19 protein-coding genes and 2 pseudogenes are annotated in these 24,650 nt (G+C 62.4%); 12 read left to right on the top strand and 9 right to left on the bottom strand.

Annotated features, from left to right (window positions below; translation table 11 throughout):
- Position 1 precedes the first annotated feature (1 nt).
- Together FHU29_RS05415 and FHU29_RS05410 are read right to left on the bottom strand one after the other, a co-directional pair.
- Positions 2-2,163, bottom strand: a pseudogene (locus FHU29_RS05415) (3-hydroxyacyl-CoA dehydrogenase NAD-binding domain-containing protein).
- Between the two features lie 31 nt (positions 2,164-2,194).
- The gene (locus FHU29_RS05410; protein WP_064440923.1) at positions 2,195-3,412 is read right to left on the bottom strand and encodes an acetyl-CoA C-acetyltransferase; all 1,218 of its coding nucleotides are present in this window, start codon (positions 3,410-3,412) and stop codon (positions 2,195-2,197) included.
- Between the two features lie 206 nt (positions 3,413-3,618).
- Here FHU29_RS05410 and FHU29_RS05405 point away from each other — a divergent pair, with 206 nt between their 5' ends.
- From FHU29_RS05405 to FHU29_RS05385, 6 genes and pseudogenes are all read left to right on the top strand, one after another.
- Positions 3,619-4,860: a TetR/AcrR family transcriptional regulator gene (locus FHU29_RS05405; RefSeq protein WP_064440924.1), complete on the top strand. Its 1,242-nt coding sequence runs from the start codon at positions 3,619-3,621 to the stop codon at positions 4,858-4,860.
- 89 nt (positions 4,861-4,949) lie between these two features.
- Positions 4,950-5,168, top strand: a pseudogene (locus tag FHU29_RS23070) (oxygenase MpaB family protein); the annotation flags it as partial.
- 13 nt (positions 5,169-5,181) lie between these two features.
- Positions 5,182-5,481: an oxygenase MpaB family protein gene (locus tag FHU29_RS23065; RefSeq protein WP_232322993.1), complete on the top strand. Its 300-nt coding sequence runs from the start codon at positions 5,182-5,184 to the stop codon at positions 5,479-5,481.
- Between the two features lie 70 nt (positions 5,482-5,551).
- Positions 5,552-7,054, top strand: coding sequence for an AlkA N-terminal domain-containing protein (locus tag FHU29_RS05395; RefSeq protein WP_232322994.1), 1,503 nt, complete (start codon positions 5,552-5,554; stop codon positions 7,052-7,054).
- A complete protein-coding gene (locus FHU29_RS05390) occupies positions 7,051-7,575 on the top strand; it encodes a methylated-DNA--[protein]-cysteine S-methyltransferase (protein ID WP_064440932.1) in 525 nt (174 codons plus the stop codon). The genes FHU29_RS05395 and FHU29_RS05390 overlap by 4 nt, the downstream gene beginning before the upstream one ends.
- A gap of 6 nt (positions 7,576-7,581) precedes the next feature.
- Positions 7,582-8,970 (top strand): serine hydrolase, encoded by a 1,389-nt coding sequence (locus FHU29_RS05385; protein ID WP_064440935.1) that lies wholly within the window; start codon positions 7,582-7,584, stop codon positions 8,968-8,970.
- Here the strand turns inward: FHU29_RS05385 and FHU29_RS05380 are convergent, their stop codons facing one another.
- Positions 8,971-10,173 carry a hypothetical protein gene (locus FHU29_RS05380; protein ID WP_064440936.1) on the bottom strand — a complete coding sequence of 401 codons (1,203 nt, stop codon included), beginning with the start codon at positions 10,171-10,173 and terminating at the stop codon, positions 8,971-8,973. It abuts the gene before it with no gap.
- Positions 10,174-10,564: 391 nt separating this feature from the next.
- Between FHU29_RS05380 and FHU29_RS05375 the strand changes: the two genes are divergently transcribed.
- A complete protein-coding gene (locus tag FHU29_RS05375) occupies positions 10,565-11,854 on the top strand; it encodes an arylsulfotransferase family protein (protein ID WP_183377475.1) in 1,290 nt (429 codons plus the stop codon).
- Here FHU29_RS05375 and mmsB read toward each other — a convergent pair.
- From mmsB to FHU29_RS05360, 3 genes are read right to left on the bottom strand one after another with little or no spacing between them, the layout of a single operon-like run.
- Positions 11,843-12,739, bottom strand: coding sequence for a 3-hydroxyisobutyrate dehydrogenase (gene mmsB, locus FHU29_RS05370; RefSeq protein WP_064440937.1), 897 nt, complete (start codon positions 12,737-12,739; stop codon positions 11,843-11,845). The genes FHU29_RS05375 and mmsB overlap by 12 nt on opposite strands.
- A 25-nt stretch (positions 12,740-12,764) precedes the next feature.
- Positions 12,765-13,907 carry an acyl-CoA dehydrogenase family protein gene (locus FHU29_RS05365; protein ID WP_064440938.1) on the bottom strand — a complete coding sequence of 381 codons (1,143 nt, stop codon included), beginning with the start codon at positions 13,905-13,907 and terminating at the stop codon, positions 12,765-12,767.
- A 10-nt stretch (positions 13,908-13,917) separates the two neighbouring features.
- Positions 13,918-15,423, bottom strand: coding sequence for a CoA-acylating methylmalonate-semialdehyde dehydrogenase (locus FHU29_RS05360; protein WP_064440939.1), 1,506 nt, complete (start codon positions 15,421-15,423; stop codon positions 13,918-13,920).
- Positions 15,424-15,585: 162 nt separating this feature from the next.
- On the opposite strand from FHU29_RS05360, the gene FHU29_RS05355 reads away from it, so the two are divergent.
- Positions 15,586-16,104: a MarR family winged helix-turn-helix transcriptional regulator gene (locus tag FHU29_RS05355; protein ID WP_064440940.1), complete on the top strand. Its 519-nt coding sequence runs from the start codon at positions 15,586-15,588 to the stop codon at positions 16,102-16,104.
- Positions 16,105-16,111: 7 nt separating this feature from the next.
- On the opposite strand, the gene FHU29_RS05350 is transcribed toward FHU29_RS05355, so the two are convergent.
- The 3 genes from FHU29_RS05350 to FHU29_RS05340 are packed head-to-tail and all read right to left on the bottom strand — an operon-like array spanning position 16,112 to position 18,005.
- The gene (locus tag FHU29_RS05350) at positions 16,112-17,032 is read right to left on the bottom strand and encodes an SMP-30/gluconolactonase/LRE family protein (protein WP_064440941.1); all 921 of its coding nucleotides are present in this window, start codon (positions 17,030-17,032) and stop codon (positions 16,112-16,114) included.
- 17 nt (positions 17,033-17,049) lie between these two features.
- Positions 17,050-17,220 (bottom strand): hypothetical protein, encoded by a 171-nt coding sequence (locus FHU29_RS05345; protein ID WP_157095188.1) that lies wholly within the window; start codon positions 17,218-17,220, stop codon positions 17,050-17,052.
- Positions 17,220-18,005, bottom strand: a complete 786-nt coding sequence (locus FHU29_RS05340) for a hypothetical protein (RefSeq protein WP_083962373.1) — start codon at positions 18,003-18,005, stop codon at positions 17,220-17,222. Before FHU29_RS05340 ends, FHU29_RS05345 begins: the two co-directional genes overlap by 1 nt.
- 107 nt (positions 18,006-18,112) lie before the next feature.
- Between FHU29_RS05340 and FHU29_RS05335 the strand changes: the two genes are divergently transcribed.
- The 4 genes from FHU29_RS05335 to FHU29_RS05320 all read left to right on the top strand — a co-directional run bounded on the left by FHU29_RS05335 (position 18,113) and on the right by FHU29_RS05320 (position 24,612).
- A complete protein-coding gene (locus tag FHU29_RS05335) occupies positions 18,113-19,552 on the top strand; it encodes a 3' terminal RNA ribose 2'-O-methyltransferase Hen1 (protein WP_064440943.1) in 1,440 nt (479 codons plus the stop codon).
- A complete protein-coding gene (locus tag FHU29_RS05330) occupies positions 19,549-22,086 on the top strand; it encodes a polynucleotide kinase-phosphatase (protein ID WP_064440944.1) in 2,538 nt (845 codons plus the stop codon). Before FHU29_RS05335 ends, FHU29_RS05330 begins: the two co-directional genes overlap by 4 nt.
- 73 nt (positions 22,087-22,159) lie before the next feature.
- On the top strand, positions 22,160-23,554 hold the full coding sequence (locus tag FHU29_RS05325; protein WP_064440945.1) for a hemolysin family protein: 1,395 nt from the start codon (positions 22,160-22,162) through the stop codon (positions 23,552-23,554).
- Positions 23,554-24,612 (top strand): hemolysin family protein, encoded by a 1,059-nt coding sequence (locus FHU29_RS05320; RefSeq protein WP_064440946.1) that lies wholly within the window; start codon positions 23,554-23,556, stop codon positions 24,610-24,612. The genes FHU29_RS05325 and FHU29_RS05320 overlap by 1 nt, the downstream gene beginning before the upstream one ends.
- The last annotated feature ends 38 nt before the right edge of the window (positions 24,613-24,650 follow it).

Here is a 24,650-nt window from a genome sequence, read left to right as displayed (position 1 = left end):
GTCAGTTAACCTCCTCGAAGCTGCCACCCGATGCGGCTGTATCAAGCAGCAGTTGTGGTGGTGAGAACCGGTCTCCGTATTTGTCTGCCAGCACCAGTGCTCGTTCGACGAATCCCGCTGCCCCGCCCTGATACTGGTCGATGAAGCGCATTACGCCGCCAGTCCAGGCCGGATACCCGATACCCAGGATCGAGCCGACGTTGGCGTCGGTGGCACTGTCGAGCACGCCTTCCTCCATACAGCGCACCGTCTCGATGGCCTCGATGAACAGCATGCGTTCCTTGATATCCACGAACGGGATTTCCGTGTCCCCACCGAATGCGGTCTTCAGTCCCGGCCAGAGGCCGACTCGTTTGCCGTCCACATAGTCGTAAAGCCTGCACCCGACGAGCGTCCTTTGCGGCCGAACTCGTCGATAACGCGGTCGAGCACCGCGTCTGCGGGGTGTGGCGTCCACTGCTTGCCCTCCGCGATGACGCCTGCTTTGGTTTCGTCGCGAATCTTCCGCGGCAAGGTCAGGGTGAGCTCATCCATGAGCGCGAGAACCGGCGCCGGGTATCCCGCCTGGGTGGAAGCCTGTTCGATGCTGGCGGCAGGTATGCCCTCTCCGAGCATCGCCATGCCTTCGGTGGTGAAGGTGCCGATGACTCTGCTGGTGAAGAACCCGCGAGAGTCGTTCACCAGAATGGGGGTTTTCTTGATCTGCTGAACGATGGCGAGCGCACGGCCCACCGTGTCCTCGCTGGTCTTCTCGCCCTTAATGATTTCGACCAGCGGCATCTTGTCGACCGGCGAGAAGAAGTGCAGGCCGATGAAGTCTTCCGGCCGTGCGACTTTCTCGCCGAGCAGCGTGATCGGCAGCGTCGAGGTGTTTGAGCACAGCAACGCGCCGGGAGCGAGGTACGGTTCGATCTCGCCGAATACCTTCCCCTTCACGTCAGGGTCCTCAAATACCGCCTCGATCACCGCTTCGGCACCTGCGGCGTCTTCAGCGGACACAGTGGGGGTGATTCGCGCGAGAATTTCATCTGCTGCTGCTTGCGATTTGCGGCCGCGCGCGACCGCCTTCTCCAGAAGCTTTGCTGAATAAGCTTTTCCGCGCTCCGCCGCGTCCGGGGAAACGTCCTTCAGCACGACCGTCATTCCTGCGTTGGCGCAAACGTAGGTTATCGCGGCGCCCATCATGCCTGCGCCAAGAACGACAACCTTGCGCACTGGTGCACGATTATCGCTGCCGTATTCACGCGCGAGGCCGTTGGCGGATTGCATGTCGAAGAAAAATGCACGGGTCATGTTCTTCGCAGTCTGGCCAGTAGAAAGGCCTGCGAAGTAACGAGTTTCGATTTTCTGTGCAGTGTCGAAATCGACCTGTGCACCTTCAACCGCGGCACTCATGATTGCGAGCGGTGCCGGGTAGGGCGCACCTTTGAGTTGCTTTCTGAGGTTTGCCGGGACGCTCGGCAGGATCTGCGCAAGAGATGGCGTTGCCGGTGTCCCGCCAGGCATGCGGTAGCCCTTGCGATCCCATGGCTGCTGTGCTTCCGGGTTCGCTTCGATCCATGCACGGGCGGCAGGCTCGAGCTGTGCCGCTGTTTCAACGAGTTCGCTGATGAGGCCAGCTTCTAATGCTTGTGCGGGACGGAACCGCTGGCCTTTTAGCAGGACTTGAGTGAGGGCGCCGACGACGCCGAGCATGCGGACTGTTCGTGTGATGCCACCGGCGCCGGGCAATAGGCCGAGCGTGACCTCAGGGAGCCCAATCTGGACGGATGCGTGGTTGACGGCGATTCGGTGGTGACACGCGAGGGCGATCTCGAGTCCACCGCCTAGCGCGGCTCCACCGATTGCGGCGACGACTGGCTTGCCGAGAGTTTCGAGTCGGCGCAGCGCGCTTGTGAGCCCGCGTACGTTTTCACTGACCGCGGGAATGTCAGCCGGGCCGGTACGAAGGATGTCGCGCAGGTCACCTCCCGCGAAGAACGTCTTTTTCGCGGAGGTGATGATCACGCCGCGAATGTCGTCACGTTCCTCGTGCAGGCGGTCGGTGACCTCGCGGATCGACGTCATGAACGCTTCGTTCATGGTGTTGGCGGATTGCGAAGGATCGTCGAGAATCAGTGTGACGACACCAGTTTCGTCACGCTCGTAACGGATTGTGCTCATTGTCGTGGTCTCCCTGGAAAAGAATGTAGGTTCATACGCGTTCGATGACGGTGGCGATCCCCATGCCTGCGCCCACGCACAGCGTGGCGAGGCCGTAGCGGTCACCGCGGCGTTCCAGCTCGTCGAGCAATGTGCCGAGAATCATTGCCCCTGTGGCGCCAAGGGGGTGCCCCATCGCGATCGAGCCACCATTCACGTTGACCTTGTCGATATCGACTCCGGTATCGGCGATGAACTTCAGGACGACGGACGCGAACGCCTCATTGACTTCAAACAGGTCAATGTCATCAAAGGTGAGCCCCGCCTTGTCCAGAGCTTTCTGCGCGGCAGGTGCCGGTCCGGTCAGCATGATTGTGGGTTCGGTACCAACCACCGCTGTTGACACGACGCGGCCGCGCGGGGTGAGACCATTCCGCACGCCCGCGGCTTCGCTGCCGATCAGCACCAGCGAGGCGCCATCGACAATTCCCGACGAATTGCCAGCGTGGTGGACGTGCTCGATCTTTTCCACCCAGTGATACTTCTGGAGTGCAACGGCATCGAACCCGCCCTGGTCACCGATCACGGTGAAAGAGGGCTGCAGCGCCGCGAGGGATTCCACCGTCGCATCTGGGCGCATGTGCTCGTCCCGATCGAGTACGGGCATACCGTGCATATCCGCGACGGGGATGACTGAGTTCGCGAACCTGCCGTCGGACCAGGCCTTCGCAGCACGTTCCTGTGAGCGCACAGCGAATTCATCCACCTGTGTACGGCTGAACCCCTCCATCGTCGCGATGAGGTCCGCACCAATCCCCTGGGGGACGAACGATGTGACGTAATTGCTGTGAGGGTCCATCGGCCACGCACCACCGTCTGACCCCATCTTCACCCGCGACATGGATTCCACGCCTCCGGCGAGTACGAGGTCTTCCCAGCCTGAGCGCACCTTCTGGGCAGCGAGATTGACGGCCTCAAGCCCCGACGCGCAGAACCTGTTGGTTTGTACACCGGCCACAGAGTCCGAAAGGCCGGATAACAATGCGGCTGTTCGGGGCAGCACGGCTCCTTGGTCGCCAACTGGCGACACAATGCCCAGTACGACATCGTCGATCGTCGTTGGGTCCGCGGCGGGATTGCGCGCGATGAGTGCGTCGATCAGTCCAGTGACGAGGTCGATTGGTTTCACGGAATGCAGGGACCCCGAGGCTTTACCTTTCCCTCGCGGTGTACGGATCGCGTCATAGATGAGCGCTTCAGAGTGTCCCATCGGTGTCCTTCGCAGTTTCGTAAGTGTTGGAGCTACCGCTGGAGGCAGCCACCACTGGCGCATTCTTCACAGAATCTGCGTTAACTTTTGCGCGAGATTCGATGAAAGTCAAGCGACGCAACCACGAAGTTTGTGCAACAATTGCCGATACGACTCGACGGGCTGTTCACCAACAGCCGTTTACACGCACATCACAGGGAGTTACGGTGCCGGAATCCGCGGGAGCCCATCGGGGCACGATCGCCGCAGGCACGCGACCGCCTGCATCCGCCCCGCGCAGACGCCCGAAAGATCGCAAAGCGCAAATCGCCCGGATCGCCGCCGAGATGTTCAGCACCCAGGGTTACAACCAGGTCGGAATTGACGACATCGCGCGCGAAGTGGGCGTCTCCGGTCCCGCTTTGTACCGCCATTTTCCCAACAAGTACGCACTCTTCCGGCATGTCGCACTGTCCCTCGCTGATGTCCTTGTCGAGGCGAGCAGTCCGCAGAACAACGGTTCACAAAGCGCGAATGAGGAGGGCGACCTCCAAGCAGTACTGCTGTCACTGATCAGAGTCACGATCGAACACCGTAAGACCGGTGGGCTGTACCGATGGGAGCATCGCTACCTCAATCCTGCTGACCGGCGCGCGGTGAGCGACCGCATCAAGACTGTCAACCGGAACGTCAGCATTCAGGTGAAGCGATTGCGCCCCGGGCTTTCGGACCGCGAGTACACGCTACTCAGCGGCGCTGCGCTCAGTGTCATCGGCAGCATCACCGCCCATCGAACACCACTTTCTGAGAGGCGGATTCAGCGCATCATCCTGGAAGCCGCCCAGTCCGTTTTAGGGGTCGATGCACACATCGTCCCGCAGCCCTCATCGCAGCCTCGCCAGGCCGGACTCACGCCACAATCCAAGCGGGAACAACTCCTCAAAGCCGCCATCCAGTTGTTTTTCGAGCGTGGCTACCACGACGTGAGCATCGAAGAGATCGGCGCTGCCGCAGACCTCAACGCGTCCGGGGTATACCGCTACTTCGAAAGTAAGAGCGACCTGCTTGCTGCCGCCTTCGCTCGTGCCAGCGAACGGTTGACCGCGGACACGACAGCGGTGCTGGCAGAGTCCGCCTCGCCGCTCGACGGCTTGCGCCGACTCGTCGATCTTTACGTCAGCCTGTCGTCCGGCCAGCAGGACCTCATGTCGGTGTACTTCACCGAAGTTGGGAGTCTGCCAGCAGCGCAGCGCCGCGAACTCAATACTGCGCAGCGGCTCTATATCGAAGAGTGGGCAACGCTCCTCGAGCAGGTACTGCCCGGCCGCCAGCTTATTGAACTACGTTTTCTGGTTCACGCGTCACTCGCACTGGCACTGGATATCGGACGGCTGGTGAACTTCGAGAAGTCCCCGGGAGTTCGGGCCTTCCTCGGCCGTCTGATGCGGGCGGCGCTTCTTATCGACTGACCCTGACTGCCACGCGGTTGTCATTATTCCAGTGATCCCGCATGATTTGATCACATATATTTCGACGCAGAGGATGGTGCTCAAGACCCATGACGGCGAAGCAGCCACTTGTGCGCGGTATCAGCCATCTCGGCTTTCTCGCCGCAGGATCGAACGTCATCATGCAGCTCAGCCGACCCGGCATGGGTTACGGAGTCGTTGAGAGCCAGGTCGATAGCGGCAACCTCTACAAGCACCCCTTTAAGCGGGCTCGCACCACCATTACTTATCTCGCGGTCGCGATTCTTGGTACCGACGAAGACAAGGCGTGATAAAGCCACTGTGGACGACACAGTTCGCGATTACCTCACCGGCATCGCCTACGGCACCTTTCTGCCAGCACCGTTGCCGCGTCTCTTCGGGCGTGTCCGATGCTTCTTCACAACAGGCTTCCTGCCTGATCATTTTCGTGGACAGATGCAGCTGCCTTGGGGTCCGCGCCGAGAAGCCCTCTTCAGAGCAAGCATGCGCGTCGGCGGCGTGCTTCATCGTGCGACGCCCGCAGGAATCCGGACCTTACCGCTCCGACTCTGTTTGTGGGACATGCGGTTGCGTCAACGGCGCGGCCGACGCCTCGTATAAAACCACCAAGAAACAGGGCAATGTCCGATTCCCGCTAGCACACTTTCATTCAGAGTGTCACGATCGAGTAGTGCCCAACGATCACTCGTCTCTGCCGCCAGTGTCCGCACTGGTGCAGAATCGCGAGCTGTGTTATCGGGCTGTCTCCGCACGTGACCAGCGCTTCGACGGCCAGTTCGTGACCGCGGTGCGCACCACGGGCATATATTGCCGTCCCTCGTGTCCGGCTCAGACACCGCACGCGGAGAATGTTGACTTCTACCCCACCCCGGCCGGCGCTCAGCAGGCCGGTTTCCGCGCGTGCCGGCGCTGCAGCCCTGACGCCGCGCCCGGCACACCAGGCTGGAACGTCACCTCCGAACTGGCGACACGCGCCCTGACGCTGATCGCTGAGGGGGTCATCGAACGTAGTGGCGTCGCGGGCCTCGCGGCCAAACTCGGCTACTCCACCCGCCACGTCAACCGGATCCTCGTCGCGGAGCTCGGTGCGGGCCCGCTCGCGTTAGCGCGGTCCTTCCGTGCCCGCACAGCGCGTGCTTTGCTGCAGTCGACCTCTATGCCTATCGCGGACACCGCGTTCGCGTCCGGGTTCTCGAGCGTGCGGCAGTTCAACGACACCATCGCCCGGATCTACGGCCTCACGCCGTCGCAGCTGCGGCGGGAAGATGCTGCGGGCCAGTCAGCTGGCGGCGCGCTGACTTTGCATTTGCCCTTCCGTGCCCCTCTCAACGCCTCATGGGTTCAATGGTTCCTATCGGGGCACGCGGTGCCTGGCATGGAAACCGCGCGCAACGAATCATTTACTCGCGGTCTGCGACTTCCTCGGGGTCTCGCATCCGTGCGCCTGCGCCTCGCCGAAGATCATGTGGGGGCGACCCTCGCGCTGAACGACCTGCGCGACCTCATGCCCGCTGTCGCGCGTATTCGCCACCTGCTCGACCTCGATGCCGATCCCGTTGCAGTAGACCGCGCGCTCAGCAGGCACTCTTCAATGCGTCCTCTGGTCAGCGAGAGTCCAGGCATTCGCGTCCCGGGGTGCGCGGACCCCACCGAGACGGTGATCCGGGCGCTGCTCGGCCAGCAGGTTTCGCGGCGTGCCGCTATCACTCTCACCTCCCGACTGGTGGCGCAGCTCGGCGAGGAAGCGCCTCCCATCGATCGAAGTGAGACGCCACCCAAGGTGTTTCCTTCAGCGGCAGCGATCGCGGAGCACGGCCGGACGGTGCTTTCCGGCCCGGTTCGCCGCATCCGTTCAATCATTGCCGCCGCCCAGGCACTCGACGCAGGGACGCTGCGCGTCCACCCCGGCGCTGATCCGGCTGAACTCCATGACACGCTGCTCACGTGTGATGGTTTCGGGCCGTGGACGGCATCCTACGTCGCCATGCGCGTAACCCGGCATCCGGACATTTTCCTGCATGGAGACCATGTTGTTGCGAAATCGCTGAGCGACCTTTCGCTAACTGCCGCCGATGCGCAACATTGGGCACCGTGGCGTTCCTACGCAACGATGCACTTGTGGTGGCATTATGTGCGCGATACCGCGACCCGAAAGGAGACGGCAGCGTCATGACTGGAGTCATCAGCGGGCGGTCAGCGACCCTCAGTACACCGAACGGCCCGTTCACGGTTGTGGTCTCCGAGATCGATTCGGTGCTCGCATCGGGCTGGACGGGCTATCCGTCGGCGCTCACCGGGCTTATTCACCCCCAGTTGCGCCCCTCATCAGTTGAGGAAGTGCCCGCTTCCGCCGTGCAGCCGATAGCGGACGCTGTCACCGCCTATTACGACGGGGAACTGGACTCGGTCAGCGCTGTGCCGGTTGAGCAACAATCCGGAGATTTCCTCATAGAGACGTGGAAGATGCTCCGCGACGTCGCTCCCGGCGCTCCCGTCACGTACGGTGATCTTGCGCGACGCAGCGGAAATCCTCGCGCAGCCCGCGCTGCGGCGTCGGCGTGCGCCCGTAATGCTGCAGCACTCTTTGTGCCCTGCCACCGCGTCGTGCGCACGGGAGGCGCTCTCGGCGGATTTCGATGGGGCCTCGACACCAAAACGTGGCTCCTCACCCACGAAGAGATGGAAAGCAGGTAAGCACGTATGCAGCGCCGCCGCTCGGGCACTCAGCGAGCACTCACCGCCGTCATCGCATCACTGCTCGCAGGCTCGCTGGTTGCGGGGTGCGGATCGGATACAGAAGCGCCGGACGGTGGCGGTGAAATAGTCAGTCCCGCTGGAATCAGCCTGCCTGATACCCCTGCCGGGCAACAAGCGTCGTGGTTCCTCGATGCCTCAGCGCAGCCGCCGATCCCTGAGGACCAATTCACCGAACGCATGTCCCCCGAGTTCCTGGCTGAGATCTCCCCCGAGGTCATCAACGAGGTCCTCACGGCAGTTGGCCCGCTTGAGCCCACCGAAGTGCAGTCCGCTACTGACGACGCGATCGTCGTCGGCATCAACAGTGCTGACGGGCAGCTGACGCTAACTCTCCGGGTAAACGATGACGGAATGATTGACACGCTGAATCTCGCTCCGGCGCTGAATATCCCAGACGCACCAGAGTCGTGGGAAAGCCTCACTGAACGCCTCGAGTCGCTGGCACCCGAGGCCAGCTTCATCGCTGCCCGCCTCGGCGATGATGGTGCGTGCGAAGCTGCTCACGACGTGCGGGCTGACGATGTCATGCCTATCGCATCCATGTTCAAGGTGTACGTGCTCGAAGCCGTGCAACGTGCAATCGACGACGGTGACCTGACGTGGGAGAGCACCATCGCGGTCACCGAAGACAACCGCAGCTGGCCGACCGGGTTCCTCCAGGATGAAGAGCCAGGCACCGAAGTCACGGTGGCGGAAGCCGCGGGTCTGATGATCTCGTTCAGCGATAACACCGCAAGCGACATGTTGCTCGAGGCTGTAGGCCGCGAAGCGGTCGAAGAGGTAGTCGCGGAGACTTCAGCGAACGCGGACGCCAACCGCCCAATGCTGACCACGCAAGAGATGTTCAAGCTCAAGATCGTGGACTATCCGCAGCTCGCGGACCAGTTCACCGGCGGTGGAGAAGCGGAACGACGGAACCTGCTGAACACCACGATTGCCGACACACCGCTGCCCGAACTGGCCGCAGCCGAGCCGTGGACATCCTCACGTCACATCGACTCGATAGGCTGGTTCGGCTCGGCGAGCGACATGTGCGCAGCGTTCGGGTCTCTCCACGAAATCGGCGACGAAAATGTCACGGCCGCGATGTCCGACAACGACGGTGGCGTCGCCCTGGGCGCGGAGTGGACTTCAGTCTGGTACAAGGGCGGCTCCGAGCCCGGCGTGACCGCACTCGGCTATCTCGCAGAGAACGATGCGGACGAGAAGTACGTGGTCGTAGTGCTGACTAACGCTCCCGACACGGATGTACCTGAAATGGAAGAGTCCGAGGCCCGTATCACTGAGATGATGTCGCTCGCGCGAGGCGCTTTTACCCTGATGACGAACTGATCATCGACTATCGGTCTCTCGGCCCGTGAGTTCCGCGATATCGCCGTATAAAAGTTCCTGGTAGCCGGCAATCACCTCATCGACACCCGCGACCTGCTCGGACACATGGTGAATGTTCTCAGCTGACATTTCCCGCGTGCCCGAGCGGGACAGCAGGTCGTCAATACGATGATCCAGATTCTCGGCCCGCTGGACGGCCGCGAACGATCGCAGGCGTTCCTCAACCTCGGACAATGCGTCGTCGATGCGCATCAGCGCTGCCACGCGGTTGACGAGCTCGCTCCATACGCTTTCCAGAGCCCCCTGACGCGCGCGGATCTGCTGGCGCGAGGCAGCATCCCGTGCCGAGACGAGGGCGTCTTCGAGTTCTCGCGAAATGCCCCGCAGCGCAACGGTGTCGACGGCAATCTGGACGAGTTCACTTGCGAGATCAAGTTGGGCCCGTTGCACCATGAAATATGCGGAATGCCAGGAGAGTGACCCGTGGATCCGGTCAAACAGTGTTCCCGCCAGATAGAGAAGCGTTTCATACTGATCGTCGAATTCAGCATATTCAGTCGGGCTCAGCGCGATCCGCTCACTCGCGGCACGCGCTAATTCTGCGAAACGCGATTTGTCTGACAGTCGGCGCATCCCTTCGGCGGCGGCGTCCCGAGCCGCGCTGCGCAATTGATCGCCGGGTGTTGAGCGCCTAGCCAGCGGCACGGGAGTCCTCTGGAGGGCCCGGAACAGTGCACTGCGCTGCTCGAGGTCGAGGTGCAGGCCGGCTTTCCGGTCCCGGCGGATGGCGAGGACGCCGCTCGCATAATGAGTCCGCGACAATACGAATGCCGACCGCGCGTCGCTGAGTTTCCTTTCGGCCTCGCCCATCCGGAAACGAACAATCAGCTGCGCTGGGCCCGAGCGGGACTCATCGAGTTTCCGGACAAGCCTCGCGTGGTCATCAGCGAGGCGCCGTACGCTGGAAAATCCGCCTGCTGAGGGGAAATCGCGGCCTCCACGGCGGCGGTTCAGCACAATCTCACGCGTTTCCTCATCGACATACCCCGTCGCGATCAGAAGAGCCGCCTGGTCGGAAAGATCGTCACTCTGGTTGGGAATCTGGCAGGCTCGGCACCACTCGCGCACGTTATCCGTCATTCGGGCGCGCCGCTCAGCAACGGTATGAGGAATACCGGTGGACGGACGGTCGTCGCTGGCCATTATGCCTCCTCGCTGCCTTCCCACTACTTTCCCAGAAGTAACCCCCGTCCCGCACCTTCCGGCTCCCCCCCGGGGACTCTTTTTCCCACGCAGGGGCAAAACGTACGCTTCGGGGCGATAAATGTACGTTTGGTACACGCTCGCACGAAAGGTAACCACCCCGGGCCCGGCTTAGCCCGCCCGGTTGTGGCGTACGGTCGCGCCGCGTGCAACGATCATGGTTGTGTGTCCTGCCCTCAAACGGTGTGCCCTGTCAGCGCTTGTCCTGGCGCTTACTGCCGGATGTATGCGCGGAGAAACTGAACCCGAGTTTCCCAGAGTAGAACCGGGAGTCCACAGTTTCGTCACGGAACCCGGCCTTGTTCCACCGGAAGTGTCGACCGTGTTCTCCATGGAGAGCGCGACTGACGGCTACATCCTGTTGGTGCCCCGCGTGCGCGGCGATCGAGAGGAGGACGATCCGCACAGCGGACTCCTCATCATTGACGCCGACGGTGAACCGGTGTGGACACGCCGCTTCGATGGGGATATCTACGCGAACGATCTCACCCTGCAGACTTTCCGCGGAGAGCCCGTGCTCACCTACTGGCAAGGTGAGTCGTTCGAACCAGGATGGGGCGAAGGCGAATACATCATTCTGAATGGCCGGTACGAAGAGGTCGCGCGCGTTTCCATGGGTGACGGGCTGAACGCGGACTTCCACGACCTCATCATCACGCCGCGTGACACCGCGCTGATGATGGCTTACCCACGTACTGAAGGGGATCCGCCCATCCGGTCGTCAGCCCTGCAGGAAGTAGATATCGAGACCGGTGAGGTGTTATTCGCCTGGGATGCACTCGATCATGTCGACACTGACGAGTCAGACTATCCGGTACCCGAGGACGAGGAGCGCGCGTGGGACTACTTCCACATCAACTCCGTCGATGAGGATGCGGACGGCAATTTGCTGATCTCGGCGCGTCATACCCACGCCCTCTACAAGATTGACCGCGAGACGGGCGGCATAATGTGGACTCTTGGCGGGAAAAACAGCGATTTCACCCTTGGCGCGGGAGTCGAGTTCCGCTACCAGCACGACGCTCGCTGGTTGCCTGACGGCCGTATCAGTCTGCTGGACAACGTGTCCTCGGAAGCGGAGGAGGAAGGCGCCTCACGTGCCCTCATCCTTCAACTCGACGAGGAAACGATGCATGCGGAACTTGTCGCCGAGATGGCAAACCCGGACAACGTTGTGAGTGCGACTCAGGCCAACCACCAGGTTCTTCCGAATGGACACAGCTTCGTTGGCTGGGGGTCACGCCCAAGCCTCACGGAATTCGGGCCTGATGGAAAAGTGAAGCGGCACATGGTCTTCCCATCAAACATGTTTTCGTACCGGGCGCTGCTCGGTGACTGGGTGGGTGAACCAGAGTACCCACCAGCGGTCAGCGCGACTATTCGCCAGTCGGGCACCGTCAGTGTCGCGATGAGCTGGAACGGCGCCACCGAGGTCGTACGCTGGCGGGTCCTCGCCGGGGCCGAACCCGACGCACTCGATGTCATCAAGGCGGTTCCGCGCGACGGGTTCGAAACGGAAACCACGATTGACGGCGAACCGAGATTCGTGCGGGTTCAGGCCCTCGACATCACTGGCGAGGTTCTCACTGAATCTGAGGTATTGCCAGTGTCACCCTTCTGAAGAACGGCGCCGAATATCCGTGACGATCGCGGAGAAATCGCGGCCCTTTCCCCCTTCTTCAAGGTAGCGCTCGTAGATCTCCGACGCGTGGAGGCCAAGTTCACCCGCAACTCCTGCGTTCCGCAGGGCATTCGCTGCCAGGCCAAGGTCTTTGCTCATCAATTCAACCGCGAACCCTGGCTCATAGTTGTTGTTCGCTGGCGACGCGGGCACCGGCCCTGGCACTGGGCAATAGGACGTCAGCGCCCAGCATTGCCCTGACGCGTTTGCTGCCACCTCGAAGAGCGCCTCGTTCGTAAGTCCGAGCTTCTCTCCTAGTACGAAGGCCTCGCTGATACCAATCATGGAGATACCCAGGATCATGTTGTTGCAGATTTTCGCTGCCTGCCCCGCACCCGCGTCACCGCAATGGACGATTCGCTTGCCCATGACGTCGAGCAATGGGTGCGCCGCAGCAACATCGTCTGCCGGTCCACCGACCATGAACGTGAGTGTCCCTGCGGTCGCCCCGCCGACACCACCCGAGACAGGTGCGTCCACGCAGCGGTGTCCAGCAGCTTTGGCTTTCGCGTGGGCCGCCTTGGCATCGTCAACGTCAATGGTGGAACACTCCAGGAAAAGCGTGCTCGGTGCCGCTGCGCCGAGCACTTCGTCCAGCACTGAATGTACGTGACGGCCACTGGGAAGCATCGTGATCACGATGGGGGCTTCCTTCACCGCCTCGCTCGCGGACGCTGCCATTTGCACGCCACTCGCTGTTGCCGCCTCTATCGCTGCCGGCACAACGTCGAACCCAATCACTGTGTATCCCGCTTTGACGAGATTCGCGGCCATCGGCCCGCCCATGTGACCAAGACCGATGAAACCAACCACTGGTGTACTCATCCCGCAGGGACCCCTCTCTGGTATGTCATGCCGACTTGATCATCGAACGTGCAACTACCATCCGCATGATCTCGTTCGTTCCCTCCAGGATGCGGTGAACGCGGAGATCCCGGAGGATTTTCTCGATCCCGTACTCAGTCAGATACCCGTACCCGCCATGCAGCTGGAGCGCCGTATCTACAACCTGGTAGCCGGTTTCAGTGACGAATCGCTTCGCCGCGGCGCACAGCATGATCTTGTCAGAAGCATCTTCGTCGAGAGCCTCCGCCGCACGCCACAGGAACGCCCGCGCCGCCTCGATCTGAATCCGCATCTCAGCCACCGTGTGCTGCACGGTTTCCCGTTCGCTGAGCGGCGCTCCGAAAGCCGAGCGTTCGGCCACATATTCCAGCGACCTATCAAGAGCCGTCTGGGCCCCGCCGAGCGAGCACGCGGCGATGTTGAGGCGGCCGCCGTTCAGTCCATTCATCGCGATGCGGAAGCCGTTCCCGAAGCCGCCGATGACATTCGCTACCGGTACGCGCACACCGTCGAGAACCACCTGACGGGTGGGCATCGCGTTCCAGCCCATTTTCTGTTCGTTCGCCCCGAAGGACAGGCCTTCCGCATCTCCGGGCACAATCACGGCGGTAATGCCCGCCGGCCCAGGCCCGCCGGTACGCGCCATCACCACGTAGACGTCGCTGGAGCCCGCGCCGGAGATGAATTGTTTGACCCCGGTGAGTACGAGGTCGTCACCATCCCGGACGGCGCGAGTAGTGAGCGCCGCCGCGTCCGACCCTGCTCCTGGCTCGGTGAGGCAGTAGCTGCCAAGGTGTTCCATCGTCGCGAGTTTCGGAAGCCACTGGTGCCGCTGCTCGTCGGCACCGTAAGTGTCAATCATCCAGGCGACCATGTTGTGAATCGACAGGTACGCCGCCATGGAGGGACACCCCGCCGCGAGGCGTTCGAAGATGCGCACTGCATCGAGACGCCGCAGGCCGCTGCCACCGACGTCTTCCCGCACGTACACAGCACCCATTCCCATCGCTGCTGCCTTGCGCAGAACGTCGACTGGGAAGTGCTTCGTCTGATCCCACTCCACAGCGTGCGGCGCGAACTCCTCAGCCGCAAACTCGGAGACCGTGTCAAGGATCGCTCGATCCTCGACAGTAAGTGTGAATGTCACTGTCGTTCTCTCACTTCATCGTTGGTATGACGAAGTGGCCTTCGTTGTCCTTGATGCCGGATGGCCACCGCTGCGTCACTGTTTTGGTCTTGGTGTAGAAGCGCACCGAGTCAGGACCATGCTGGTTCAGATCACCGAACATCGACCGCTTCCAGCCACCGAACGTGTGGTAGGCGATCGGTACCGGGATGGGGACGTTGACTCCCACCATTCCCGTGTTGACGCGGGCAGTGAAGTCACGCGCCGTGTCGCCGTCACGCGTAAAGATCGCGACGCCGTTGCCGTACTCGTGCTCAGTTGGCAGCCGCAAAGCGTCCTCGTAGTTGTCTGCTCGCACCACTGTGAGCACAGGGCCGAAGATCTCTTCGAGATAGGCGCGTGACGTCGTCGGCACGTTGTCGAGGAGCGTGGGTCCGGTGAAGAAACCGGCTTCGTGCCCTTCGAGCGCGAAGCCCCGGCCGTCGACCACGAGTTCGGCACCATCGTCGATACCGATCTGGATGTAGTCGTTGACGCGTCCCACCGCGTCCGACGAGACGAGCGGGCCGAAATCGGCTGCGCTGTTGTCTGAGGTCCCGACGGTGAGTTTGCCGATGCGGTCCTTGAGTTTTTCGATGAGCGCGTCGCCGGTTTCCTTGCCGACTGGCACAGCGACGGAGATCGCCATGCAGCGCTCACCTGCAGAGCCGTAGCCTGCGCCGACGAGTGCGTCAGCGACCTGATCGAGGTCAGCGTCGGGCATGATGATGGCGTGGTTCTTGGCGCCGCCGAAACACTGAGCGCGTTTTCCGTTCGCGGTGGCAGTTGAGTAGATGTACTGCGCGATCGGGGTCGACCCGACGAAGCCCACGGCTTCGACCTGGGGGTGGTTGAGCAGCGCATCGACGGCCTGCTTGTCACCATTGACGACGTTGAAAACGCCGGGCGGCAGGCCCGCTTCTAGGAAGAGCTCCGCGAGGCGCAGCGGAACGGAGGGGTCGCGCTCAGAAGGCTTGAGGATGAACGCGTTTCCGCAAGCGATCGCGGGTGCTGCCTTCCAAAGCGGGATCATGGCCGGGAAGTTGAACGGCGTGATTCCGACGACGACCCCGAGCGGCTGACGCATCGAGTAGACATCGATACCAGCTCCTGCACCCGTGGTGTACTCGCCCTTCAGCAGATGCGGAATGCCGCAGGCAAATTCGACAACCTCGACGCCACGCTGGATGTCGCCGAGCGCATCTGGGACGGTCTTGCCATGCTCCGATGACAGCAGCCGTGCAAGGTCTTCTTTTTCGTCGTCGATGAGCTGGAGGAATTTTTGCAGCACGCGGGCACGCCGCTGCGGGTTCCAGGCGGCCCATTCCCGCTGGGCCTGGACGGAATCTGCGACCGCAGCCTCCACCTCGGCATCGTCAGCGAGCGGCACGCGCGCCTGCACATCGCCGGTGTTGGGGTCGAACACATCACCAAACCGCCCTGACGTTGACGGGGTGTTCTTGCCACCGATGAAATGCGTGAGTTCACGTAGAGCCATGCTGGTTGATCACTTTCTCCAGAACCGGAAATCCTGGGCAGCACCCAAGGAAGTACCTGACACTCCTATAGTAGGACGTCCAAGTGTTTGTTGTCACGCGGTACCCAGAAGTAATTTTGCCCAGGAGAGACGTCTCACAAAAGAGCCTGCGAGGATAGTGGAGTGAGCCAACAGCAAGGACTGCCATTCGATCCCATCGCCGAAGCGCGCCGCCATTGGGAGGAGCACGGCTGGACAGAAGCAGCGTCCGGCATGGCCGCGGTGACCTCGGTGATGCGAGCCCACCAGCTGATGCTTGCCCGAGTCGAAAGCGCCCTGCGCCCGCACAGCCTCACTTTTTCCCGGTACGAGGTCCTGACGCTCCTCACGTTCACCCAGCAGGGCGAGCTGCCGATGAGTAAGGCGAGCACACGGCTCCAAGTACACCCGACGAGCATCACCAACGCTGTCGACCGCCTCGAGGCGGCAGGACTAGTGGAGCGGATCCCGCACCCCGATGACCGACGGACCACCCTCGTCCGGATCACCGACGCTGGTCGCGACGTCGCTGAACGTGCGACAAAGGACCTCAACGAACTCGTTTTCGCTGATCCGGGCATCTCCGAGGAGCACATCGCTCAGCTCATCGCCGTACTCGCGGAGTTCCGCGTCAACGCAGGCGATTTCCATCTCCCCGAGTGAGCAGGTCCTAGCGCGGCGCTGTCGCTACCCCATACGCCTCGAGTGAGCCGAACCAGAGCCGGCCGTCATACTCCCGCACAGATGTCAGCATCGGGAAGTCACGGATCGCTCCCGCGTACCGCCGGACGATTTCCCCTGAGTCATTCACGGCGACCACAGCGACGGTGTCCGACGGGCCCGGCATCAACGACTCCGGTAACCGCGAAACCAGTGTGCGCGCGAGGACAGGGGCCTGATGCAGATAGCTGAGCACTCGCTTCTCCGGGTTAGGGAGAGCGATCCAGATCAAGCCGTCCGAGCCAGTGGAGCAGTTGTCCGGATAACCTGGCAAGTCGTCACACACGACGGTGACAGCGCCCGCGTCTGTGCCCGTGAGACTCACCTTCCGCAGCGAGCGTGTCGTCGTTTCAGCAACGAACACCGTCGTCTCGTCGGCGCTCAGCGCGACGCCGTTGGCGAACTGTAGTCCGTCCGCTATGACCTGGGCAGAACCGTCGAGGTCTCGGCGAATCAGACGCCCACTTCCGCGTTTGAGGATCATTTCCCGTCGCCAGCTGGGAATGTCGAAATCTGTGGAGGAATCGCTGAAGTAGATCGTGCCGTCGCTCGCGACTGCCGCGTTGTTGCACGCGCGCACTTTCACGCCGTCAACCGATTCCGTCAGCACGGTGTAGTTGCCCGTCTCAATTTCGACCCTCAGAAGGCCTTTGTCGGACGCACACACCACGAGTTCGTCTTCGCCGAAGAATTCGATACCGAGCGGCCGTCCCGGCAATGAGGCAATCGTTTCGACGCCACCAGCGTGTTCATCGATGCGCACAATCCGGCCGTCGAGCAGACCCGTGTAAATCCGCTCCTGGTCATCGATCAGGATGTCTTCAGGCCCCTGTCCAGGAACGGGAATGACACGAACCTGCGAGAAATCCATGATGATTGCGAGCCTTTCTAGCTTTCCGCGTCCGCGATTTCCTCTTCGGGGCGAGGCGGAACGTTCTCGTCTTCCTCGAGCAGATGCGGTTCATCGAACTCGGGATGCTCACGCAAAAGGTCACGCGCGATCTCCTCGCGGTGGCTCCCGCCCGGACCCTTGTGGTGCTCAGCGCTGTGATGCGACATCATGTACTCCTCGCCCTGGCTGACCACATTCTAAGCCGCGGGGCGCTGCGGCCCGGAACCACCTGCAGGAAAACGGCGGCGATAACAACAAATGCGGCACAAGCTGCGGCAATAGCGCTGGCAGTGTTTGGCAACTCCCCTGCCACACGCCCGTACGCGATCCAGCTGAGCGCCCAAATGAGACCGAAGGCGACGGCAATACGACGTCCAGTCAGGAGTATCAGTGCCACGCCCGCCGCGCCCGCTGCGGCAAGCACGATCACCGACCATGCCGTTGCACCCGCACTCACCCCCATTGAGGACAGCCAGACGGCGATGTTCGCAAACACCGTCAGGCAGACCCATCCCAGATAGAGACCAAAGGTGCCATCAACGAGCAACTGTTCGGCACGAGTCCGCGGGCACAGGTCCGCCAGCCGCACAACCAGTGCGACAAGAACGGCGAAGAGCGCAGCAACCACGAACACGCTCAGCAGAACCTGCCCCATTAGAACGACCGTCAGCCAGGTGGTGTTCAGCAAGATCGCCGCGACCGTCAAGGGACGGATGTGCTTCAGCCGTAATGAATCAGCTTGTGCTGGCAGCGCCTGCCACACTGCATACCCGAAAAGGCCCAGGTAGATCACCGCCCAGATACCGAAAGCGGGAGAATGCGGTGAAACCAGTGTGGGGCTTCCGAAAACGCCATCAGCAGCCGCGGCTACAGAGGAATTGCCTACGTGCCCAGCCCCGGCGAGAAAGCCAGCGAGCGCAATGACTGCGGCACTCAAAACCGCGATACGCATTGCCATCCCCTGTCAAGCCCAATCTGCCATATCACCGCCACCAGTGATTTCCTGTGCCCAGCGTAATTGGACTGCGCGCGAGAGAGGACTGCGGCATACTTCGCGGCGTGCTGCTCACGATCACAACAACCCATCATCCTGCGACTGACCTTGGTTTTCTACTGCACAAACACCCGGACCGTGCGCAGCAACTCACCGTTTCCCACGGCGTGGCCCACGTTTTCTACCCGGAAGCGACACGGGACCGTTGCACCGTGGCGCTGCTCGTGGAGGTGGACCCTGTCGCTCTTGTTCGCGGCCGCTCCCAGCGGCACAGCGGCCCGCTAGCTCAGTACATCAATGACCGGCCGTACGCGGCGGGATCGCAATTGGCAGTAGCGCTGCGCGCGGCGTTCGCCACCGCGCTTCGTGGTCGTTGCGAGTCTCATCCCCAATTGGCGCAGACATCAATTCCCCTGAGCATCCATGTTCCTTCGCTTTCAGTCCGTTCCGGCCGCGAAAGCCGGAGTGGCCAAGACGGTGTGGACCTCATCTCGCGCCTGTTCAGCCCACTGGGCTGGACAGTCACTGCTGCCACGCAGCCGTTCGACGCCACAGTGCCGCACTGGGGCGCGGCACCCTATGTGGACACTCGACTGGAGGGAACTTTCCGCCTCGCGGACGCCCTGAGTCACCTCTATGTTTTGTTGCCTGTCCTGGACGGCGGGCACCACTTCTGGGTCACTGAAACGGAAGTCAGCAAACTTCTCCGTTCAGGTGAAACTTGGCTCAGCACCCATCCCGAACGTGACCTGATCACCAGCGTCTATCTCGCGAGGTCCCGGCCCCTCGTCGAGAGCGCGAACGAGCAACTCGACATGTTTCACCGCATCGCCGACGGACCAGCTGCGATCGAGGCGGACGCGCCAGCTGAGGTCACTGCATCTCCCCAGCACAACATTCCACTCGCGGAGCTACGGCGCCGCGCAGTGCTCGAACAACTCCGCCGCGCGGATGCACAACGCATCCTCGATCTGGGATGCGGCCCAGGTGCGCTCCTCGATGATCTGAGACACGACACCCAGTTCCGCGAAATAATCGGAACTGACGTATCGGCCTATGCGTTGCGCCAAGCGGAACGGAAACTGCACCTCGACAGGGACGATGCTGCCCGCTCAACAGTGCGGCTGCGGCAATCGTCGCTGATGTACACGGACCCAGCTCTTCGCGGCTTCGACGCCGCCGTCCTTATGGAGGTCATTGAACACATCAACCCGGACCGGCTGCCTGCAGCCACCCACAGCGTCTTCGGGGCCGCGCGTCCCCGTACCGTCATCGTCACCACCCCGAATGCCGAATACAACTCGCTCTTTCCGGGCCTGTCGGCAGGTGAATTCCGCCATGCCGACCATCGATTCGAATGGTCGCGCACCGAATTCCAGCACTGGGCTGAAGCCACCGCCGCAACCTACGACTACTCGACGGAGCTACTGCCGGTAGGGCCGCTGCACCCTGATCGCGGTGCACCAACCCAGATGGCGATCTTCACGGCAAGGAGCGGAACATGAGACTCGCAATTCCCGATATGTCCCTCGTTGTGCTGATCGGTACCTCAGGCTCGGGGAAAACGACCTTCGCGCACCGCCACTTTGCTGCCACGCAGATCTTGTCCAGTGATGCCTTCCGGGGCATGGTCGCCGACGACGTCAACGATCAGTCCGCCACGGCGGCGGCGTTCGGCGCGCTGCATTACGTGGCCGGGCAGCGGCTCGCAGCGGGCCGGATCACCGTGATCGACGCAACGAACGTGCAGCGGCCAGCGCGGGCGCAGCTCGTGCGCCTCGCCCGCGAGCATGACGTTCTGCCTGTCGCCATCGTGCTCGACGTGCCCGAATCAGTGTGCATAGAGCGCAATGAGCAGCGCCCGGACCGTCAGTTCGGTGCGCACGTTGTCCGGCGCCAGCACCGGGAACTCCGCCGCTCCCTGAAGAACCTCGACCGTGAGGGCTTCCGGCGCGTCCACCATCTGCGCACCCCTGCGGAAATCAGTGGTGCAGAGTTCGAGATCGAACCACTCCTCAACGACCTTCGCGCCCGCACCGGCCCGTTCGATGTCATCGGTGACGTGCACGGCTGCCGGGCGGAACTTGAAGAACTTCTCGCCGAACTCGGCTGGAAGGTCACGTTCGACAGCGCCGGTCGCGCCATTGATGCGCGCCACCCTGACGGTCGCACCGCCGTCTTCGTTGGCGATCTCGTCGACCGCGGACCGGACACACCGGGGGTGCTGCGCCTCGTGATGGGCATGACGAACAGCGGTGCAGCGCTGTGTGTGAGCGGCAACCACGAACAAAAGCTCGCCCGCGCGTTGCGGGGGCAGAAGGTTCAGCTCAAACACGGCATCGCAGAATCCCTCGAACAGCTCGCCGCGGAAGGCGACGAATTCACACACACCGCTCGTGCGTTCCTCGATGGTCTCGTCTCCCACTATGTCCTCGACCATGGGCGGCTTGTCGTCGCGCACGCGGGCCTCCCCGCGCAGTTCCATGGCCGTGCTTCGGGCAGGGTGCGTGCATTTGCCCTCTATGGGCAAACCACCGGGGAGACTGACGATTACGGTCTCCCAGTCCGTTACCCGTGGGCAACTGACTACCGCGGAGCCGCGACGGTGCTTTACGGTCACACGCCCATCAGTGAACCCGAGTGGATCAACCGCACAATGTGTCTCGACACAGGCTGTGTTTTCGGTGGACGCCTGACCGCGCTCCGATACCCCGAGCGTGAACTTGTTTCCGTGCCCGCGCACCAGGAATGGCATGCGTCACCGCGCCCACTCGCGACGGCACCGAAAACGGCTGCGGAACGTGACCGGTACTCGCTCCAGCTTGACGATGTACTCGGCAAGCGCGCAATCGAGACACGCCACTATGGTCGGGTCACGATTCCAGCGGAGAACGCATCGGCAGCGCTCGAGGTGATGAGCCGTTTCGCTATTGATCCGCGGTGGCTCATGTATCTGCCGCCGACGATGGCACCGTGCGCGACGAGCACCCGGGACGGTTACCTCGAACATCCAGCGGAGGCATTCGCGGAGTACCGCAAAGCGGGTGTGGACAACGTCGTGTGCCAGGAGAAACACATGGGGTCGCGCGCGGTGATCCTGGTGTGCCGCGACGAACACACTGCGGACCGGCGATTCGGCATCCGTGGAAGCGGCGCGGTATTCACGCGCACCGGGCGTTCGTTCTTCCACGACGATCGTGAGGACGCGCTTCTTTCGCGCATCCGCACCGCGTTCGACGATGCCGCGATCTGGAATGACATCGCGAGTGACTGGTTGCTGCTCGACACTGAGGTTCTTCCGTGGAACGCGAAGGCTGACGGACTCATACGCGACCAGTACGGAGCGGTCGGGGCCGCTGGTGCGGCCGTGCTTCCCGCTGCGGTGGACCTTCTGGCGAAGGCGGAAAGCCGTGGCCTCGACGTCGCGGACCTGCGCGCCCGCAGTGTGCAGCGGGCAAGCAACCTCAACTCCTACCGCGCGATGTACCGCACGTTCTGCTGGCCGACGAGAGACCTGTCCGACATCAAGCTAGCGCCCTTTCAACTGCTCGCGGCGGAAGGCGCGGCATTCGCTAGCCAGCCCCACGCCTGGCATATCGAAACTGCTGCGAAGCTGAGCGACGCTGACCCGGCCTTGTTCCTCGCTACCCGCACGATGGCGGTTAATCTCAGTGACCCGGAATCTGAGCACCACGCCACGTCGTGGTGGACCACGCTCACGGAATCCGGTTTCGAGGGGATGGTCGTCAAACCCGCAGTCAATCGCACGCCGCACAACAAGCGCATCCAGCCCGCGATAAAAGTCCGGGGACGCGAGTATCTGCGCCTTGTCTATGGACCGGACTACACACTCGCCGACAACCTCGAGCGGTTGCGCCAGCGCAGCCTCGGCCATAAAAGATCACTTGCGCTGCGCGAGTACGCACTCGGCCTCGAGGCCATCGACCGGCTCGTAGAAGGCGAGCCACTCTGGCGTATCCATGAGTGCGTTTTCGGAGTCCTCGCGCTCGAAACCGAACCGGTCGACCCTCGCCTGTGACAGTCCCGTGTGGAATGGCCTTTGCTGCGCTAGATTTCAGCGCAGGACCAGGTGCGGATGAGGTGGACGAATCGTGACAGAGGCGTGGCTGCTGCTCGGGCTGGCGCTCGCACTCATCGGCGCGAACGCGTTGTTCGTGGCTGCTGAGTTTGCCCTGGTGACCGTGGACAGAGCCACCATTTCTGAAGCGGCTGAGGCGGGTGATCGCCGCGCCCGCTCCGTGCAGAAAGCATTGAAACGGCTTTCCACTCAGCTTTCCGGTGCGCAGCTCGGCATCACCGTCACCAGTCTCATCATCGGTTTCATCGCCGAGCCGTCCGTTGCGACACTCCTGCGCGGGCCGCTGGAGTCCGCGGGTCTCCCCGAGGCGTCGAGTCTGGCGGTAGCACTCGGCGCGGGTCTTCTCATAGCGACCGTAACGCAGATGATCTTCGGCGAACTCGTCCCCAAAAACTGGGCAATCTCGGAGCCCTTGCGGGTCTCGAGGGCAGTCGCGGGGCCACAGCGGGCATTCACTGCGGCGAGCAGACCGTTGATCGTTGTGCTCAACGGCGCCTCCAATGCCATGGTTCGGGCGCTTGGCGTTGAACCGCGCGAAGAACTCGCTTCGGCCCGGTCCGCGCAGGAACTCGGTGCGATCGCCACACGCTCCGCGACTGAGGGGCTCCTCGAAAAGGACATCGCGGACCGCCTCACCCAGGCCGTCGAATTCGGTGAGCAGACCGCGGCGGATGTCATGACGCCGCGCACCCGAGTGACGTTCGTCAACAGCGATACTCCGGTCCGGGACATCTTGAGCCTCGTCGCCTCCACAGGGCACGCCCGTTTCCCGGTCGAAGGAACATCGATTGACGACGTGGTTGGTGTCGTGCACTTCAAAGCCGCGCTCGCGGTCCCGGAACATGAACGCGCCGAGCGATTGGCTGCCGACATCATGAGCCCGGTCCGTGCGATCCCGTCTACCATGCCGCTCGCCGGGGTGTTGCGAGAGCTGCGCAGCGGGTTGCAGCTCGCGGTCGTCATCGATGAGTACGGGGGCACCGCCGGCGTCGTCACCCTGGAGGACCTCGTCGAGGAGATTCTCGGCGAAATCGATGACGAGCACGACCGTCCGGCTGGCCGGCCACGGCTGCTCGCGAACGGTACGTGGACGCTGCCCGGGCTTATGCGGCCCGACGAGATCGCTGACCTCACAGGCATCGATCTCCCCGAGGGAGAACATTCTGACACTTCCGGTGGGCTCGTGATCGAACAGCTCGGGCGCCTCGCCAATCCCGGTGACACCGTCGTTCTGCCGGCGAAGAATCTCACTGATCTCGACGCCGATGGGATACCCACAGATACTTTCGTCGCGCTCACGGTCACTCAGGTCGACGGCCATCGCGTCGCGCGCCTGCGGCTCAGCCTCGCCGAACCACCGTCACACGAGGATGATGACACCGCAGATGGCCGGGAGGACGCGACCTGATGATCAACGTCACCGGAATGATCGTCGGAATACTCTTGCTGTTCGGCAACGCGTTCTTCGTCGGCGCCGAGTTCGCGCTCGTCTCAACCCGGCGGACAAAGATCGAGCCCCGCGCCGAACAGGGCAGCGGTGCGGCCCGGGTCACCTTGCGTGCTCTCGACAATGTGTCCCTGATGATGGCGGGAGCTCAGTTCGGTATCACCCTTTGCTCGCTCGGACTCGGAGCGGTAGCCGAACCGGCTGTCGCGTACGCGCTCGAGGTGCCGCTCGAGGCGCTCGGTGTCCCGGCTGTGATGCTCCATCCCATTGCTGTTGCCATTGCGCTGACGATCGTGCTCTCCCTGCATATGACGATCGGCGAAATGGTTCCGAAGAACCTGGCGATCGCGGGCCCCGAGCGGACCGCGCTGGTCCTCGGCCCGATCCTCTACCTCCTGGTTCAGATCCTGAAACCGCTTCTGCTCCTGGTGAACTGGCTCGCCAACACGGTGCTGCGTATTCTGCGCGTCGAACCGAAGGAAAAGGTGGCGACCGCGTTCACCGCCGATGAGGTCGCCGGGTTTGTGCGCCAGTCGAAGGCTGAGGGTCTGCTCGACGAGGAGGAACACCGTCTCCTCACCGGCGCGCTGACAATGAGCCGAGAGACGCTGCAGTCGATCATGGTGCCGCGTGACCGCATCGTCAGCCTGGATGACACCGCGACGATCGCCCAGGCGCACGCAGCGTGCATCAGAACGGGCTTCTCGCGCTTCCCCATCGTCGCGGCCGGAGGCGATTTCACTGGGTATGTACACGTGAAGGACTTACTCGGTGAGGCAGTTTCCCCGGATGATGCGATCGCCGGTATGCCGATTCGTACGCTCCCCCATTTCACCTCGAACACGCTGCTCGACGACGCTCTCGAAGGAATGCAAACGAGGGGATCGCATGTCGCTATCGTGACGGATGATGAGGGACACGCGCTCGGCGCCGCGATGCTCGAAGACGTGGTCGAACGCCTCATTGGAGAGATCGCCGACTCCGCTCAGGCAGCCGCCCGCCGCCGCAAACCGCAGTGATTTTCGCAGCCTCCAAGATATCCGGGCGCGCTGCGCCT

Source organism: Hoyosella altamirensis, assembly GCF_014191505.1.
GTDB lineage: Bacteria > Actinomycetota > Actinomycetes > Mycobacteriales > Mycobacteriaceae > Hoyosella > Hoyosella altamirensis.
Note: the sequence above shows the minus strand (reverse complement) of the source record. Positions and strands in the feature narration are given on the sequence as shown.